Annotated in this window: 12 protein-coding genes; 7 read left to right on the forward strand and 5 right to left on the reverse strand. The window is 44.1% G+C overall.

From position 1 onward, the window contains the following. Positions 1–77 precede the first annotated feature (77 nt). A complete protein-coding gene (locus tag D6V41_RS07200) occupies positions 78–1,334 on the forward strand; it encodes a glutamate-5-semialdehyde dehydrogenase (RefSeq protein WP_136250816.1) in 1,257 nt (418 codons plus the stop codon). A gap of 232 nt (positions 1,335–1,566) precedes the next feature. Then, a complete protein-coding gene (locus tag D6V41_RS07205) occupies positions 1,567–2,817 on the forward strand; it encodes a multidrug effflux MFS transporter (protein WP_136250817.1) in 1,251 nt (416 codons plus the stop codon). A gap of 55 nt (positions 2,818–2,872) precedes the next feature. Here D6V41_RS07205 and D6V41_RS07210 read toward each other — a convergent pair whose 3' ends face one another. Both D6V41_RS07210 and ilvC read right to left on the reverse strand, forming a co-directional pair. Further along, complete coding sequence (locus D6V41_RS07210; RefSeq protein WP_136250818.1) at positions 2,873–3,334, reverse strand: hypothetical protein; 462 nt, start codon at positions 3,332–3,334, stop codon at positions 2,873–2,875. Between the two features lie 230 nt (positions 3,335–3,564). Continuing rightward, positions 3,565–5,049 carry a ketol-acid reductoisomerase gene (ilvC, locus tag D6V41_RS07215; protein WP_136250819.1) on the reverse strand — a complete coding sequence of 495 codons (1,485 nt, stop codon included), beginning with the start codon at positions 5,047–5,049 and terminating at the stop codon, positions 3,565–3,567. Between the two features lie 181 nt (positions 5,050–5,230). On the opposite strand from ilvC, the gene ilvY reads away from it, so the two are divergent. Beyond that, positions 5,231–6,103 (forward strand): HTH-type transcriptional activator IlvY, encoded by an 873-nt coding sequence (gene ilvY, locus D6V41_RS07220; protein ID WP_136250820.1) that lies wholly within the window; start codon positions 5,231–5,233, stop codon positions 6,101–6,103. A gap of 80 nt (positions 6,104–6,183) precedes the next feature. Here the strand turns inward: ilvY and D6V41_RS07225 are convergent, their stop codons facing one another. Beyond that, positions 6,184–7,731, reverse strand: a complete 1,548-nt coding sequence (locus D6V41_RS07225; protein ID WP_136250821.1) for a YifB family Mg chelatase-like AAA ATPase — start codon at positions 7,729–7,731, stop codon at positions 6,184–6,186. A gap of 465 nt (positions 7,732–8,196) precedes the next feature. Here D6V41_RS07225 and D6V41_RS07230 point away from each other — a divergent pair, with 465 nt between their 5' ends. The 3 genes from D6V41_RS07230 to ilvA are packed head-to-tail and all read left to right on the forward strand — an operon-like array spanning position 8,197 to position 12,615. After that, positions 8,197–9,129: a branched-chain amino acid transaminase gene (locus D6V41_RS07230; protein ID WP_136250822.1), complete on the forward strand. Its 933-nt coding sequence runs from the start codon at positions 8,197–8,199 to the stop codon at positions 9,127–9,129. A 13-nt stretch (positions 9,130–9,142) separates the two neighbouring features. Next, the gene (gene ilvD / locus D6V41_RS07235) at positions 9,143–10,990 is read left to right on the forward strand and encodes a dihydroxy-acid dehydratase (protein ID WP_136250823.1); all 1,848 of its coding nucleotides are present in this window, start codon (positions 9,143–9,145) and stop codon (positions 10,988–10,990) included. 11 nt (positions 10,991–11,001) lie between these two features. After that, positions 11,002–12,615, forward strand: a complete 1,614-nt coding sequence (gene ilvA, locus D6V41_RS07240) for a threonine ammonia-lyase, biosynthetic (protein ID WP_136250824.1) — start codon at positions 11,002–11,004, stop codon at positions 12,613–12,615. Positions 12,616–12,720: 105 nt separating this feature from the next. Here the strand turns inward: ilvA and D6V41_RS07245 are convergent, their stop codons facing one another. Together D6V41_RS07245 and D6V41_RS07250 are read right to left on the reverse strand one after the other, a co-directional pair. Continuing rightward, positions 12,721–13,491: a hypothetical protein gene (locus D6V41_RS07245; protein WP_136250825.1), complete on the reverse strand. Its 771-nt coding sequence runs from the start codon at positions 13,489–13,491 to the stop codon at positions 12,721–12,723. A gap of 213 nt (positions 13,492–13,704) precedes the next feature. Beyond that, the gene (locus tag D6V41_RS07250) at positions 13,705–15,573 is read right to left on the reverse strand and encodes a winged helix-turn-helix domain-containing protein (protein WP_136250826.1); all 1,869 of its coding nucleotides are present in this window, start codon (positions 15,571–15,573) and stop codon (positions 13,705–13,707) included. Between the two features lie 123 nt (positions 15,574–15,696). Here D6V41_RS07250 and D6V41_RS07255 point away from each other — a divergent pair, with 123 nt between their 5' ends. Beyond that, the gene (locus D6V41_RS07255; RefSeq protein WP_136250827.1) at positions 15,697–16,074 is read left to right on the forward strand and encodes a hypothetical protein; all 378 of its coding nucleotides are present in this window, start codon (positions 15,697–15,699) and stop codon (positions 16,072–16,074) included. The last annotated feature ends 82 nt before the right edge of the window (positions 16,075–16,156 follow it).

Below are 16,156 nucleotides of genomic sequence, written 5' to 3' on the forward strand. Positions count from 1 at the left end.
AATAAATACATTTGAGCTCACACAGATAAATCTCATAGAGAATAGTAAAACGAATAGGAGATAGTAGAGACCATATTATGACCTTTAATATCAAGCAAGCTGCCGCTGAAGCTAAGGCAGCCAAAACCGCCATTGCAAACCTTTCTCAGGGCGAGCGTAAATCCTTATTACTGTCAATCGCAGACATGCTGGTTGAGAATACCGCTAGCATACTAAAAGCCAATAAGCTTGACCTGGCCAATGCACAGGAGTCGGGATTATCTGAAGCAATGATTGACCGACTAGCCTTGGATGAGTCAGGGGTTAAAGGGATTGCGGACGCCGTTATTGAAATTGCCAATCAAAATGAAGTGTTAGGTAGCATATCTGAAATTAAACCGCTTCCAAGCGGCATTCAGGTTGGCAAAATGCGGATTCCTCTAGGCGTTGTTGCTATGATATATGAGTCTCGACCAAACGTGACAATAGATGCTGCTGCGCTTTGCTTAAAGGCAGGGAACGCAGTCATTTTGCGTGGCGGGAAAGAAGCGCAACATTCCAACAAAGCGCTGGCTGCTATTTTACACGCAGCGCTTGAAAAAGCAGGATTACCAACGGGTGTTGCTACTGTTATCCCGGTACCTGACAGAGAAGTCATGGCACAAATGCTGGAGTTAAGCGATAGCATTGATTTAGTGATACCCCGCGGCGGAGAAGGTTTAATTCGCTACGTTTCGCAGAATAGCAAAATTCCTGTGATCCAGCACTTTAAAGGTGTTTGTCATTTGTACGTAGATAAAGATGCGGATTTAGAAAAAGCCTTACCCATTTTGGAAAATGGTAAAACGCAGCGCACAGGCGTTTGTAATGCACTTGAGACGCTTATCGTACATAAAGATATAGTGGATGATTTTCTTCCTAAAGTGGATGCGATGTTTGCGGACAAAAAAGTCAAAGTACACGCATGTGAAAAATCCTTGCCCTTTTTCAAGCAATCAGAAGCTCTTGAAGCGACTGAAGATGATTGGCATGCTGAATATTTGGCTCTGGAAATAGCAGTGCGGGTTGTCGATGATTTTGATACCGCCGTTGCTCACATCCAGGAATATGGCAGTGGCCATACAGAAGTCATTGTGACAGAGAACTTAAAGCATTCGCAGCGGTTCATGCGTGAAGTAAATTCGTCTGTGATCATGTTAAATGCCTCGTCAAGATTTTCAGATGGCGGGCAATTAGGTTTAGGCGCTGAAATTGGTATTTCTACCAGTAAGCTTCATGCCTATGGTCCGATGGGGGCTAAAGAGCTTACTACCGAGAAATTCGTCGTATACGGCGATGGGCAGATTCGACAGTAAATCTATTCAATTAAAATCTGCTTTGATACCAGTTGAAAGAACTGTTTTCTTAGCCAATACGAATAGTAAAAACAAGTAGAAAAAACAGATAGCAAAAACAATTTGCAATACATAACCCAATGCATAAAGTCCACGTGCATTGGGTTTTTTCTTTAAACTGAAGCAATTTAGTGGATATCACAGCTACCCTAACTGTGTTAAATTGCGGCCTTTATTTAAAACTAAGTAGCCAATGGAAACACAAAGCGCAAGCGTCCCAGCCTCTTCAAGCATTCGAAAACCGCTACCTATTGCGGAATTCATTATGCTGATGGCTTTGCTTACCTCACTTGTAGCGCTTGCCATCGACGCAATGTTGCCAGCACTAGATACCATTGGCGCGGATTTAAACAGCCAAAGCAGCCAGCAAACCTATTTGATCATCTCTATTTTTTTTGCGGGTATGGCACTAGGTCAACTGTTTTTCGGCCCGTTTGCTGACGCGCGCGGTCGACGTTTAACGATTTTAGTCGGCTTGATCATTTTTTTACTGGGTACGCTTATTTGCTTTATGGCCACTAGCATGGAAATGCTGCTCGCTGGTCGTGTGGTTCAGGCTTTTGGCGTATCAGGCCCGCGTATTGCCACTATGGCACTTATTCGCGATCTATATGTGGGCGATAAAATGGCGAGAGTCATGAGTTTTATTACCGTTATTTTTATTCTAATGCCGATGATTGCCCCCTTGATTGGGCAAATCGTAATGAAAGTAGCGGGTTGGCGACATATTTTTTCGGTGTTCGCTATAGTTTGTGTCATATCCGGCATATGGTTTTTTGCCCGTCAAGGAGAGACATTGCCAAGAGCCAAGCGCCTGAAATTTAACTGGCATCAGTTTTTTCGCTCAGTACTTTGGTTGATAAAGCATCCTGTTGTGATGGGCGCTTCTGTTGGCATGGGAACGATTTTTGGTGCTTTTTTAGCTTATTTGAGTGGCTCACAAACCATTTTTCAAAGCATTTACAATACCGGCGAACTGTTTCCATTATTATTTGCTACGCTTGCCTTTGCGATAGGCGCCGCCTCGCTTTTTAATGGATTGATGGTGGTGAAGCTGGGCATGGTGAAACTGGTATCTTACGCACTTGTACTCACGCTTTTGTTTTCGCTCGTCCTGGTCATTGAAGCGTTTGTCTTTGCAGGTAAACCCCCACTATTGCTATTCGTAAGCACTATGTTCATTGGCTTTTTCTTCATTGGTATTTTGTTTGGTAATTTAAATTCTCTTGCCATGCAGCCGGTTGGGCACATCGCAGGCGTTGGAGCTGCATTTATCGGTTCATTTACCAGTTTGCTTTCAGTACCAATTGCGGTGTTTATCAATCAATATTTAAGCACGAGCATTACGCCCATTGCATTAGGGTTTCTAGGTTTTGGTTTACTCACATATTTATCGGTGAGATATGCGATTAAGGCACTTAGAAAAGAGGCGCATCAAGCATAAAAAAGCCCAGACAAAAGCTGGGCTTAGGTCATATACATTTTCCTGAATATTAAAATCAGTTAATCGCGACAACCATATTTTTGTGCTTATTTTTTGCCACAAAACGTGGTAGTGGTACACGATTACAGCGAATATATTCCGGATTAATCTTGTATTTACTCACAGCTTTATCAATGCCGTTAGTAAGTGCATCAATACAAACTTTAGACTCAAGATTATTATTTTCTGCCACTAATTGAACCGTCTGTTTTTTATCAGAAGCAATTTGACGCTTTGCATACTGAGCGGCAAAATCATCAAGGCTTTTTCCATTACAGGTCACAGATTTTTGAATATTTCTAAATGAAAAACCTCTGTCGGTCACTAACTCTTTGGCTGCATCAAGACCTTGAGTAGCTGCCTGATAACACACTGAAGTAACAAAATCATTGTTAGTGGCTTCAAATTTAACGCTTGCTATTGCTTGCGTGGCTGAGAAGGACATGAGAGCTACCATGCCAAAAATCATTTTTTTCATACGCTTGCCTTTATCGGGAGAATTAACATCAAACAGAACATGATTGTATCTGTCTTAATAAGCTTATCGGCATGCGAGTTAATACCTGAGTATTTTGTAACTACATTATGACAATTTAGTTTTTTTTGCAAAAAAAAAGCCCGGCCAAATTGACCGGGCAAAAGGAGCTTAGTTTAAGCACCTAACGACAGAACTGTCACTGATTAATCTCTTTCCTTTGCTTGACTCGTTTAGTCTGCTACCACAATTGCTTTCATATCCGTCATGTAGCCGCGAAGCACTTCTCCTATACTTTCAACCCCATGACTGCGAATGGCTTTATTGATATCGACTAATTTTTTGTTGTCCACTGCATTAGACGTATTCACTAAGCCTTCACCTAAATGCTTCGCACTGATCGTTGGCATCAACTTGTCTTTTAAAAGTGGGATCGCAGCGTTGGCAAATAAATAATTGCCATATTCAGCAGTATCTGAAATGACTACGTTCATTTCATACAGACGTTTGCGTGAAATGGTATTAGAAATCAAGGGTGTTTCGTGCAGCGATTCATAATAGGCTGATTCTGGCAATATGCCGGCTTCTACCATTACATCAAAGGCAAGTTCTACACCGGCTTTTATCATTGCGACAATTAAAATACCTTTATCGAAAAAAGTTTGATCGTCAATTTTGCCATTGTAAACAGGAGCATTCTCAAAGCCGGATTGACCTGTTTCTTCCCGCCATTTAAGCAAGTTCGCATCGCCATTAGCCCAGTCTTCCATCATCGTTCTAGAAAACTCACCACTTAAAATATCGTCTTGATGCTTTTCAAATAAGGGGCGTAATAGATTCTTTAGCGTTTCGCTCAGTTCAAACGCTTCTACTTTTGCCGGATTAGAAAGTCTGTCCATCATATGCGTGACGCCACCGATTTTAAGTGCTTCGGTGATAGCTTCTAAACCGTATTGAATGAGAGCAGCGGCGTAAGCCGGGTCTTGCCCGTCTTCTACCATTTTTTCAAAGCCCAATATGGCGGCGGCCTGCTGCATACCACATAAAATGGTTTGTTCGCCCATCAAGTCTGATTTAACTTCTGCCACAAAAGAACTTTCAAGTACGCCGGCTCTATCTCCGCCTGTTGCACTCGCAAGCGCTTTGGCAATTTCCAGCCCTTTGCCTTGAGGGTCATTTTCAGGATGAACAGCGATAAGCGTAGGAACACCAAAACCGCGTTTGTATTCTTCTCGTACTTCAGTGCCTGGGCATTTTGGCGCGCACATTACAACAGTAATGTCACTGCGTATCTGCTGGCCTTCTTCAACGATATTAAACCCATGTGAATAACTCAGTACTGAGCCTTTTTTCATCAAGGGCATAACAGCCTCAACCACACTGGCATGCTGTTTGTCAGGTGTGAGGTTGTATACGAGATCTGCTGTAGGAATAAGGTCTTGATAAGTACCAACCGTAAATCCATTGTCTGTTGCGCGCTTGTAGGAATCGCGTTTTTCGTCAATAGCGGCTTTTCTCAAGGCATAACTCACGTTTAAGCCTGAGTCGCGCATATTTAGTCCCTGATTGAGACCCTGTGCGCCGCAGCCAACAATGACAATGGATTTACCTTTTAACACATCGCAGCCTTGCGAAAACTCATCGCGCTGCATAAAACGGCATTGACCGAGTTGGTCGAGCTGTTTTCTAAAAGGTAAACTGTTGAAATAATTGGTCATGATTTTTCCGAGCTAAATTTGTTTAGTCTGTGACGACTCTGAAGCAAATATAAACGTACAATAGCATTTCGTAAATTGAATTAAATAAAATATAGTATTTCATAATATGAAATAGTCTTGTTATGGTGTAGTATCGGCTTTGATTAACCCGCTCTAAAACTGAGGATACAAACAAAGCGTAATGGATATAAAAAGCTTGCGACTATTTCAACACTTAGCGTCAACGCTGCATTTTTCAAAAACCGCGCAAGCAATGTTTGTATCACCTCCTACCTTAACGCGGGTCATCACCCGCCTTGAACAAGAGTGCAAAGCACCTTTGTTTGTGCGAAACAAACGCAGTGTGGAATTAACCACGCAAGGTCGCTACCTGTTGGAATTTGCTAACAAGACCTTAAGCGAATACGCCGAATTGATGCAGAGCATCAAAGCACAGGACGACGCTCTCACCGGCAAATTATCCTTATTTTGCTCAGTTACCGCCTCACAAAGCTATTTACCCGCAATGCTAGATAAATTGCGCCAGCAATACCCTTTGGTGGATGTGCAGCTTGAAACGGGCGATCATACTTTAGCGGTAAGCAAAGTGATTGACAGACAAGCGGATGTATCTTTAGCCATTCACACGCCAGAATTTCCGGCGCATTTAGCCTTTTCGTTTATTGATATAGTGCCCTTGGTGCTCATTGTGCCAAAAACGATGAACATTGAGCGGTGGCAGGATATGCCATGGAACGATATCAATGTAGTGATGCCCGCGCGCGGCCCATCGAAAAGAATTGTGCATCATTGGTTTGCCGAAAATAACATCCGTCCGCGTGTTTACGCCCAAGTATCTGGTAACGAAGCCATAGTTAGCATGGTAGCTTTGAATTTAGGCGTAGGCTTTGTACCCACCATCGTACTTGAAAATTCCGTCGTGAAAAATAAAGTGCGAACCTTCACTGTACCAAACATAGAGCCCTATCAGCTCGGCGTTTGCTATTTAAAAGAACGAGAACAAGAGCCGCTTATCCGTAGTTTAACGCAGACTTTGGTAGGAAAATTTGCCTGAACGTTTAATTTAAAGAGGCATTTGGCGATATTTCCCTTAAGTACTCAAGCGCTCAAGCACTATCGACACTGTGTGCTCTGTTACTGAGAAATCAATTGATGTAGCAAACGGTCAAAGCTTCGATAGCTTAAAGCTTCAGCAATGTGACACTGCTTGATGTTAGTGCTCATATCAAGGTCTGCAATGCTTCTCGATACCTTTAAAGTGCGGTGGTAGGCGCGCATCGATAAGCCTAAGGCATCAATGGCTTGGGTAATAAATAAATGGTCATTTGCTTTGAGCCTGCAAACCTCTTTGATTTGAGCATTGCTTAAACTGGCATTTAAGCACCCTTGCCGATTAAACTGAAGGTCTTGGGCATGTTGAACGCGCTTTTTAATAATTTGACTAGACTCCGCTTTTGAACTTGTTCGCTGCGTTTCAGCCGAGTCATCGTTATGCATCTGGGATAAGGTTTTTTGTAAGTTCACACGCGGCACGTTTACCTGGAGGTCAATTCTGTCAAGTAAAGGACCGCTGACTTTATTTAAATAGCGCATAATCTGATCTGCATTGGCGCGCTTGTCTTCCACATCGCCGGTTGGGCTTGGGTTCATGGCGGCAATCAACTGAAAGTCAGCCGGGTAGGTAATTTTCTGACTGGCGCGAGAAAGGTTAATTTCCCCTGTTTCCAGTGGCTCACGCATCACATCGAGTACATGGCGACCAAATTCAGGCAGTTCATCTAAAAACAATACGCCTTTATGAGCCAGCGTTATTTCACCTGGTTTAGGGTAGGAGCCACCGCCTACAAGGGCTGCTGCCGAACTTGAATGATGAGGTTGTCTAAAGGGGCGTCGCTTCCAATTACCGGCATGGATTGTTTCACCGGCAATTGAACGAATACTTGCCACCGTCAAGGCGTCCTCTTCACAAAGGTCGGGAAGTATCGATAGTAAACGGTTGGCCAGCATGCTTTTGCCTGTCCCAGCGGGCCCGAACAGTAGCAGATTGTGGCCGCCACTTGCGCAAATTTCTAAAGCACGTTTTGCATGATGCTGCTCGATAATATCGCTCATGTCCCCATAGTCTGTGTGGGATGACGCCTGCTTAGTAATTTCAGCTTCGTCAAGTGATTGCTTGCCGATTAAATGCAGGTACACATCAAAGACATTTTTGGCACTTAAAACACCTGCATCTTTTACCAGCGCAGCTTCCTGAGCGTTTTGCGCGGGTAGAACCAACTGCCGTTTAGATTTTTTTGCGGCATGTGCCATCGGCAGAGCACCTTGTATAGGACGCAATGCGCCGGAAAGTGCTAGTTCGCCAACAAATTCATAATGCTCTAACTGTACCAAGGGTATTTCTTCGCTTGCGGCAATAATGCCAATAGCGATGGCAAGATCAAAGCGACCGCCTCCTTTCGGCAAATCAGCCGGTGCCATATTCACCGTTATCCGTTTACTCGGAAATTCAAAGCCAGCATTAATAAGCGCGCTTTTTACGCGATCGCGACTTTCTTTTACTGACGTTTCGGGTAAACCCACAAGTTGAAAGGCTGGCAATCCATTGGATAAATGCACTTCTATGGTAACTAAAGGTGCATCTATGCCAATGTTTGCGCGAGTATAAACAACTGAAAGTGACATCCTTGTCTTTCTCATCCTTGAGTAAACTAACTTCCTTGTAAAAGCGCGTCCTGCGCTTCGTATTCAGTTTGGTTGCTTGTTGCCAATCAACGAGGACATTTTGTGCAAAATTGAAAGCCTGAACAACTGCTCCAAAGACCGGTTTTTGAAAAAGATGCCCATTAATGATTAAAAATTGTCTTGCGAGCGATGCGATTTTAAGGCAAATTAAACGCGTGACGACAAATTGATTGATTTTCCGGGCAACCCATTGACTTGGTTTACATTGATGATGCGAGAGCATGATTTAAGTAAATTAAGCTAACGATTGAGGGTTGTTCGCATATGCTTACAAAAACCCTCAGCAGTGAGGGTTTTTTTGTTTGTGGTTTATAGGTGATGCTTATTGAGTAATAATACAGCCTTACACACAACATTTATCAGGCGGTAGCCTGAATAACCTTTACGAATATTTAAGGAAACAACATGGCGAAGCAACCTGCTGAGTTTATTTGGTTTAATGGCGAAATGATTGAATGGCATAAGGCCACTGTGCATGTAATGACACACGCGATCCACTATGGCTCTTCTGTTTTTGAGGGCATTCGCGCCTACAATACTCCTGATAAAGGAACCTGCGTATTTCGCTTGCAAGAACATAATCGCCGCTTGTTTGATTCAGCAAAAATCTATCGAATGACAATTCCTTACACCCTTGATGAGGTGAATCAGGCCACCTTGGATATTATTGCAAAAAACGCATTAAAATCGGCCTATATTCGGCCCATTGCCTATTACGGCGATATTGGAATGGGTTTGCAAGTTCCCTTTGGGCAGGAAAGTGAGCTTGCCATCGCTGCCTTTGAATGGGGCGCGTACTTAGGCGAAGAGGCGCTAAAAAATGGCGTGGATGCCGGTGTTTCTTCCTGGAATCGGCTTGCTGCTAACACCATGCCAACCGGCGCAAAAGCAGGTGGTAACTATCTTTCTTCTCAGCTTATCTCTATGGAAGCCAGACGGCATGGTTACGGTGAAGGCATTGCGCTTGATGTGAATGGTTTCGTAAGTGAAGGTGCCGGTGAAAACCTCTTTATTATTCGAAACGGTGTTGTTTCAACTACGCCAAAAACAGCCGCGATTTTACCTGGCATTACGCGCGACACTGTGATGACTCTGCTCAAAGATATGGGCTACGAAATAAGAGAAGAGAACATTCCTCGAGAAGCCTTATACCTTGCTGATGAAATTTTGATGTGCGGTACGGCGGCAGAAGTGACGCCTGTGCGCAGTGTTGATGGCATCAAAGTGGGTAGCGGCACACGCGGACCTATCACTGAAAAAGTACAGGAAGCCTTTTTTGGCTTATTCAATGGACAAACAGAAGACAAATGGGGTTGGTTGACCCCGGTATACAAATAATATAGGAGAAAAAATGCCAAAATTACGTTCTGCAACCACCACGCACGGCAGAAATATGGCCGGTGCAAGAGCGCTATGGCGCGCAACCGGGATGAAAGATACGGATTTTGGCAAACCCATTATTGCAATTGCAAACTCTTTTACGCAATTTGTGCCGGGGCATGTGCATTTAAAAGACCTCGGCCAGCTTGTAGCACGTAGCGTTGAACAATCAGGCGCGGTTGCAAAAGAATTTAATACCATTGCTGTGGACGATGGTATCGCGATGGGCCACAGCGGCATGCTCTACAGCCTTCCCTCCCGAGAAATTATTGCCGACGCAGTTGAATATATGGTGAATGCGCACTGCGCAGATGCGCTAGTGTGTATCTCAAACTGCGATAAAATTACCCCGGGCATGTTGATGGCGGCGATGCGCTTAAACATTCCGGTGGTATTTGTCTCGGGTGGACCGATGGAAGCGGGCAAAACCAAGCTGTCGGATCAGCTTATTAAGCTTGATCTTGTTGATGCGATGGTTGCCGCGGCAGACGAAACGGTAAGTGATGAAGATGCTGAAAATATTGAGCGCTCTGCTTGTCCTACCTGCGGTTCATGTTCAGGTATGTTTACCGCTAATTCGATGAACTGCCTGACAGAAGCGCTTGGCTTATCGCTACCGGGCAATGGTTCCACCCTTGCTACCCATAGCGAGCGAGAAAATCTATTTGTGCAAGCCGGACAGGTCATTGTAGAGCTATGTAAACGTTACTATAAAGATAATGACGAAAGCGCCTTGCCTCGCAATATCGCCAATTTTGACGCTTTTGAAAATGCTATGAGCCTGGATATTGCCATGGGCGGCTCTACCAATACGATACTGCATCTACTTGCTGCGGCCATTGAAGGAGACATTGATTTTTCAATGAGCGATATCGACAGATTGTCTCGTAAGGTGCCGCATTTATGCAAAGTTGCGCCTTCGACACCTCAATATCACATGGAAGATGTCCACCGTGCCGGTGGAGTGCTAGGCATTCTGAATGAACTAAACAAAGCCGGGTTATTGCACGGCAATGCCAGACATGTTTTGGGCAAGCCTATACAAGAGGTAATTGCACAATGGGACATTACAAAATCTGAGAATAAGCGGGCAATTGAGTTTTATCAGGCAGGTCCGGCTGGTATTCGAACCACGCAAGCCTTTAGTCAGTCTTGTCGCTATCCCAATGTAGACGATGATCGTGAAAATGGCTGTATTCGTGACATAGCACACGCTTACTCGAAAGAGGGCGGCCTTGCTGTACTTTATGGTAACCTGGCTAAAAATGGATGCATTGTTAAAACAGCTGGCGTGGATGAGTCAATATTGCGTTTTTCAGGTCCCGCACGCGTGTACGAAAGTCAGGATGATGCTGTTGCCGGCATTTTAAGTGATGAAGTAAAAGCAGGAGAGGTTGTGGTGATTCGCTATGAGGGACCAAAAGGCGGTCCGGGCATGCAGGAGATGCTGTATCCCACTTCCTATTTAAAATCAAAAGGACTGGGTAAACACTGCGCCTTGATTACTGATGGGCGTTTTTCTGGTGGTACATCCGGCTTATCTATTGGTCATTGCTCTCCAGAAGCAGCAAGCGGCGGTGGACTTGCTTTGGTAGAAAACGGCGACCAAATCGATATTGATATTCCAAATCGCAGTATTAATGTGGCGCTCAGTGAGCAAGTGCTTGCACAGCGTAGGAAGGCCATTGAAAGTAGTGACAAGCCCTTTAGACCCAAAAACAGAGTGCGCGAAGTTTCCACTTCGCTTCGCATGTTTGCCATGATGGCAACGAGCGCCGATAAAGGCGCAGTGCGCGATCCATCAAAAATTGACTATTAAGGTGAGCGCAATTGACTGATAAAACACAAGGCTCTTTAACTCAAGCAGACCAAGCTAAGCCATTTACTCAGCCTGCTCAAGCCACTCAACCCACTCAACAAGAGTATCTGGTCAAGATCCTTCAAGCACCAGTGTACGATGCTGCCATCGCCAGTGACTTGGTGTTAATGCCAAGCCTATCGAAGACCTTGGGCAATCAGGTTTATCTAAAACGGGAAGACCAGCAGCCGGTCAAATCATTTAAGTTACGGGGTGCCTACAATTGCATCGCGCAACTTGGTGCTGAAAAACAGCAAGCAGGTGTGGTTGCTGCCTCTGCGGGAAATCACGCGCAAGGCGTTGCTTACGCCGCGGCTCGCTTGAAAATCAAAGCTGTGATTGTGATGCCAGAAACCACGCCTGAAATAAAAGTAGAGGCGGTTAAACATTTTGGCGCTGACTATGTGCAAGTGGTTCAATATGGAACAAGCTTCGACCAGGCCAGTGAAAAGGCAAAGCAAATTTGCGCAGAGTCAGGCATGACGATGATCCCGCCGTTTGATCATCCTGATGTGATTGCCGGACAAGGCACAATTGGCAAAGAAATTTTAGAGCATATTCACGACCTTCAATACCTCTTTGTTGCTGTGGGAGGGGGAGGATTAGCCGCCGGTATTGCAGTATATGTTAAGCAAATCAATCCAAATATCCGCATTATTGCTGTTGAATCAGAGGAGTCTGCTTGTTTGCAAGCCGCGCTTGAAAAAGGTGAGCCAGTGACCTTAAGCAGTGTTGGTATCTTTGCAGATGGGGTGGCGGTTAAGACAATTGGTCAAGAGCCCTTCCGTTTATGCAAAGAATATGTGGATGAAGTTGTTACCGTTACTAACGATGAAATCTGCACAGCTATAAAAGACATTTTTGATGATACCCGCGTCATCGCCGAGCCTGCCGGTGCACTCTCTGTAGCAGCTATGCGCAAATACTGCGCGCAACACAGTGTAAAAGGCGCAAATATTGCCGGTATTTTATGCGGGGCGAACATAAACTTTCATACGCTTCGCTACGTGTCAGAACGTTGCGAACTTGGTGAACAAAAAGAAGCCGTTTTTGCCGTAAAATTAAATGAGCAAAAAGGGGCATTCAAAGACTTTTGTGCCACCCTAGGTGGACTTAACATCTCAGAGTTTAACTACCGCTATGCAAGCGATAGCGAGGCGCATATTTTTGTGGGGGTTAAACTCAAGCGCGGAAAAGCGGAGTTTGCTGAGCTACTTGGTCGCTTGCAAAGCGCCAAATATGAGTGTTTTGACTTATCAGACAATGAACTTGCAAAACTACACGTGAGGCACATGGTGGGCGGCAGACCGCACAAACCACTCAACGAGACGCTGTTTTCTTTTAGCTTTCCTGAATATCCTGGCGCGCTGATGCACTTTCTTAATACTTTGGGTCAGCAGTGGAATATTACCTTGTTTCATTACCGCAACCACGGAGCTGCGCAAGGTTTGGTGCTGGTTGGATTTCAAATTCCAAGCGACGAGCGAGCCTTATTTGACTCTCACCTCGCTAAACTCAATTACTCGGCTCAAGAACATACCGATAACCCGGCCTATCAGTTTTTTTTGGCGTCTGATAAGGTTTAAGCGCAGTACCGAATCGCAGAATTTTATTTTTTTTGATGTTCTTTGTCAGACCTAAACAAGACTCTGCTTTATCGCTGCGCTTATCGCATCTCGTAAATAGGCAGTTTAATAATTTCTTAACTGTCTAAGCAAAACTAAACCGCCAAATACACCAGCCAACAGGCCAAATAGCGTAGGTGCTGGCACCGCAACTTGCTCAATTTGAAGGGCGTTTGTGCTTAAGTAAAATGGCGCAACAGCTCTCGCACCATCAGGTGTGTCCGCCGGGAAAGCTTCAAATACTGCGCCACAAAACAGGGTGCCATCGCATACCCCAGTGTTTGCTGCACCTAACCAGTTTGGTTCAGACCAATAAGGCGAAAACAGAGAGCCAAGGGTAAAGTTGGTGCTTGGTGCAAACAAGCTGAAACTGACTCCCTCATCTTCAGTGTCGCCTAGCGGGCCACCATCTAAATTATAAGCTATCCCCATAAACGCGCTGAATAAGCTGTTCATATCGCTAGGATTACCAAAAGGGTCTGTGCCATTTTTGTCGTAAACAATTGTTTGTGGGCCTGCAGATGTACCAAAACCGCTAAAGGTAACTTCAGCAGTGATCAACTCATTGCCAAAAGGACCGTAATTAAGAGGAGGATCTGATGCCAGTCTGCTGCGCGCATAGAGTTGTCCATCTCCATCCAGATCTTTTCCCGTGAAAAAACCGGAAATAGAGGCCTCTAATAATTCCCCTTGCACGAGTAAGCCATTTTCGTCGAAGTTATAACTGTAAAAACCGTCTTGTGAAAATTCAAACTTTACCGGCATGATTGCAGCATTGGATGCTGCCACGTACAGGCTGGCAAAAGCTGCGGCGAGTATATATTTTAAATGTTTCATATCAATCCTTTCGTCTTAGCAATTTCACGCAACTCAATAACAGCAAAGTGCGCTAGCTTTTTGTGAGTGTAAAGGGCAGGTCAGCGGTGACCATGCGCTTCAACATCAAATAAGCCTGAAGTTGCTCATTTAATCCTGATGAAAGGCTAAAAACTTCTAAAGAAAAGCTAAACTTTTATCTGTTAAATATATTTATTTATAAAATTCAGTCTCTTACATTTCAGCAAAACAGTAAGATGGGCGTTGACTGTAATACTCATCGTACCAACAATAATCCGGCCATCTGTTGTTTTTTTGCCAATAGGCGAGCATTCCGGTGTTATTAAACAGTGCAAGAACTTCTTCACTATTTTGAAATGTCATTAAGTTTTTAGAGTAAGTATTGAATAGATACGAGTCAGGCATCAGATAACCATGAATAAATTTTAAGTCCCGTATGCTTCCGTTATTAAGATTGCGGTTTATCCTGGCCAGTAATTCATCAAACTTGCCCACACTCATCCCTAAATTAAAGTCTAATAGCGGCATGCTGGCGACAATGGATTTCGCTTCATCGTAATTCATTGCTATAAGCGCATCATGAACTTGAAGATGTTGGTCATAGGCGGGGTGCTGCTTTAGTAAATCCTTTCGTATATCAAGATAGCTACCCATATCGCCTTTCATCATAGCGACTTGCATGTTAATGCTCAGGGCATCGAAGCCTCTGTCTTGGCCAAGCGCTTCGATAATATGAGCCTGAGATTCTAATAGTTCAGTATTCCCCTGATGAGAATAAATAATTGCCAAATAGCTGTGCATAAACACCGATAATGGGAAATAATCAATACTCGACTCGACAACTTGCGCAGCTTTTTGAAAGTAGCCGAGGTGCAGGTAGAGTTCCGCCAGTTCTCTCACGCAAATTACGCATGCCGGTGCGTATTCAACCGCAGATTTAAGCACTTTTTCATAATCATCAAAATTAGGCGCCGAGAGGTTAAACTCATACAAGATAGCATTGACAACGGGATGTTCTGGCGCTATTGCCTTCGCCTGTTTCAACAAAAGCTCGTATTTAATAAGATATTTGCGACGACTTTCAAAATCTGTTTCATAAAGACTTAAGCTTCTTGCTGCAACCGCTAATTGAACAAATCCCATCACAAAATCCGAACGTTGACTGACTAATTGTTCCAATATTTCAATAGCCTTATTGAGGTTCTTCTTACCTCGCCTGTCGATAAGATAAAGAGCGTGCTGGTACTGAGCCTGCAAATTCTCTGATAAGATATCAATTTCAGGTGCTTTTTTCGATGCGGCTGCTTTTGCTAGGATACTGCTAAGGTCGTCTGCAGCCAACATGCGCTCAGCTTCGGTAGAAAATTTTCGACTCCCCTGCCAAATTGGCAATCCTCCATCGCTTTTGACTTCAATGTCGACGATGTTCTCAAGTTCATTGCCTTGTTCCGGCCGACTAAAGTTAATTTCAAAAGCATTTTCGCCAGTGTTACCCGTAAACCTTAAGGTGCTAGGCAGCTCCTCTATAGATAATAGGCGCTGAGCAATATTATGTTCAGCAATCTTCGGTTTATTAGAGATAGTTTTCGTGGAGCCCTTTTCTGCTGGCGCTTGCTTATCCTGAGCATCGGCTGCGCTTTCAACGTAGGCCCAAGCGCCAAAAAGGGCAAGTGCAAGCAAACAAAACATCGTCATAAAAGTATACTGTTTCATTTTCGGACTACTGGCAGTCTGGTTGGCGCTTTTTTTATTCGATTCACTCAGAAGCATTGTGCCAACCAATAACTGATAACCCTTACCGTGAACGGTTTTAATGAATTGTTGATCCTTTGGCTTATCATTAAATACTTTGCGCAGCTCAGATATGCATCGGGTAAGACTCTCTTCGACAGTAAAGCTGCCGCTCCAAACGCGTTGCATAAACTCTTCTCGACTCACTACCTGTCCCTCACGCTCGATTAATACGAGCAAAACGGACATAGTTTTAGGTTCAAGATGCTTTACCACACCCGTTTCGGTATGGGTTACTGAGCGGTCGTCGGGATTAATGTGCCAGTTGGCTATCTGTATCGTCACCGTCATTTAAGCAATGCTATAATTTGGGAGTTGTTCTTTTGAATCATCTACAATTAGGTTCAGAAGTTCAAGTAAATGAGCAGGAAACTCTGAATACAACGCAAATTTTAGATGAATGAGAAATAGAGTATGAAAAAAACGCTTCTAATAGCAGGTTTGCTCGCCATTTTTATTGCGGCATTTATTTGGTCATTACCAGCGGCCATTGATAACGACTTGAGTCAGATTGGCAATGGAAAGAAGTCAGTGGTGTTTATTTACGATCTCAATCGGGTAGTCAGTAACGAGCAGACCATAGAGATTAATAAAGCACGAGAAGCGCTTGATGATACAGTTAACTTTTTAGTCACCCGAACAGGATATCCGGCAACGGAAGACTTGATGCAAAAGTATCAAGCCGAAAGCGTCGAACTTTTGTTTTTTGATGAAAACGGAGCGCTGTTCTTACGCAAATTTGCTCCTGTCGACGCTGCAGAATTGGGTATGATATTGGCAAATATGGACTGACTGCGCGGGTATGTTTGAGAAGTTTGAACTTTATGCTAACCTCGCAAACGCTCGCTTAAGCTATTTTGCGGATGCACGTGGT

This window comes from Ningiella ruwaisensis, from assembly GCF_004798935.1.
Classification (GTDB): Bacteria; Pseudomonadota; Gammaproteobacteria; order Enterobacterales; family Alteromonadaceae; genus Glaciecola; species Glaciecola ruwaisensis.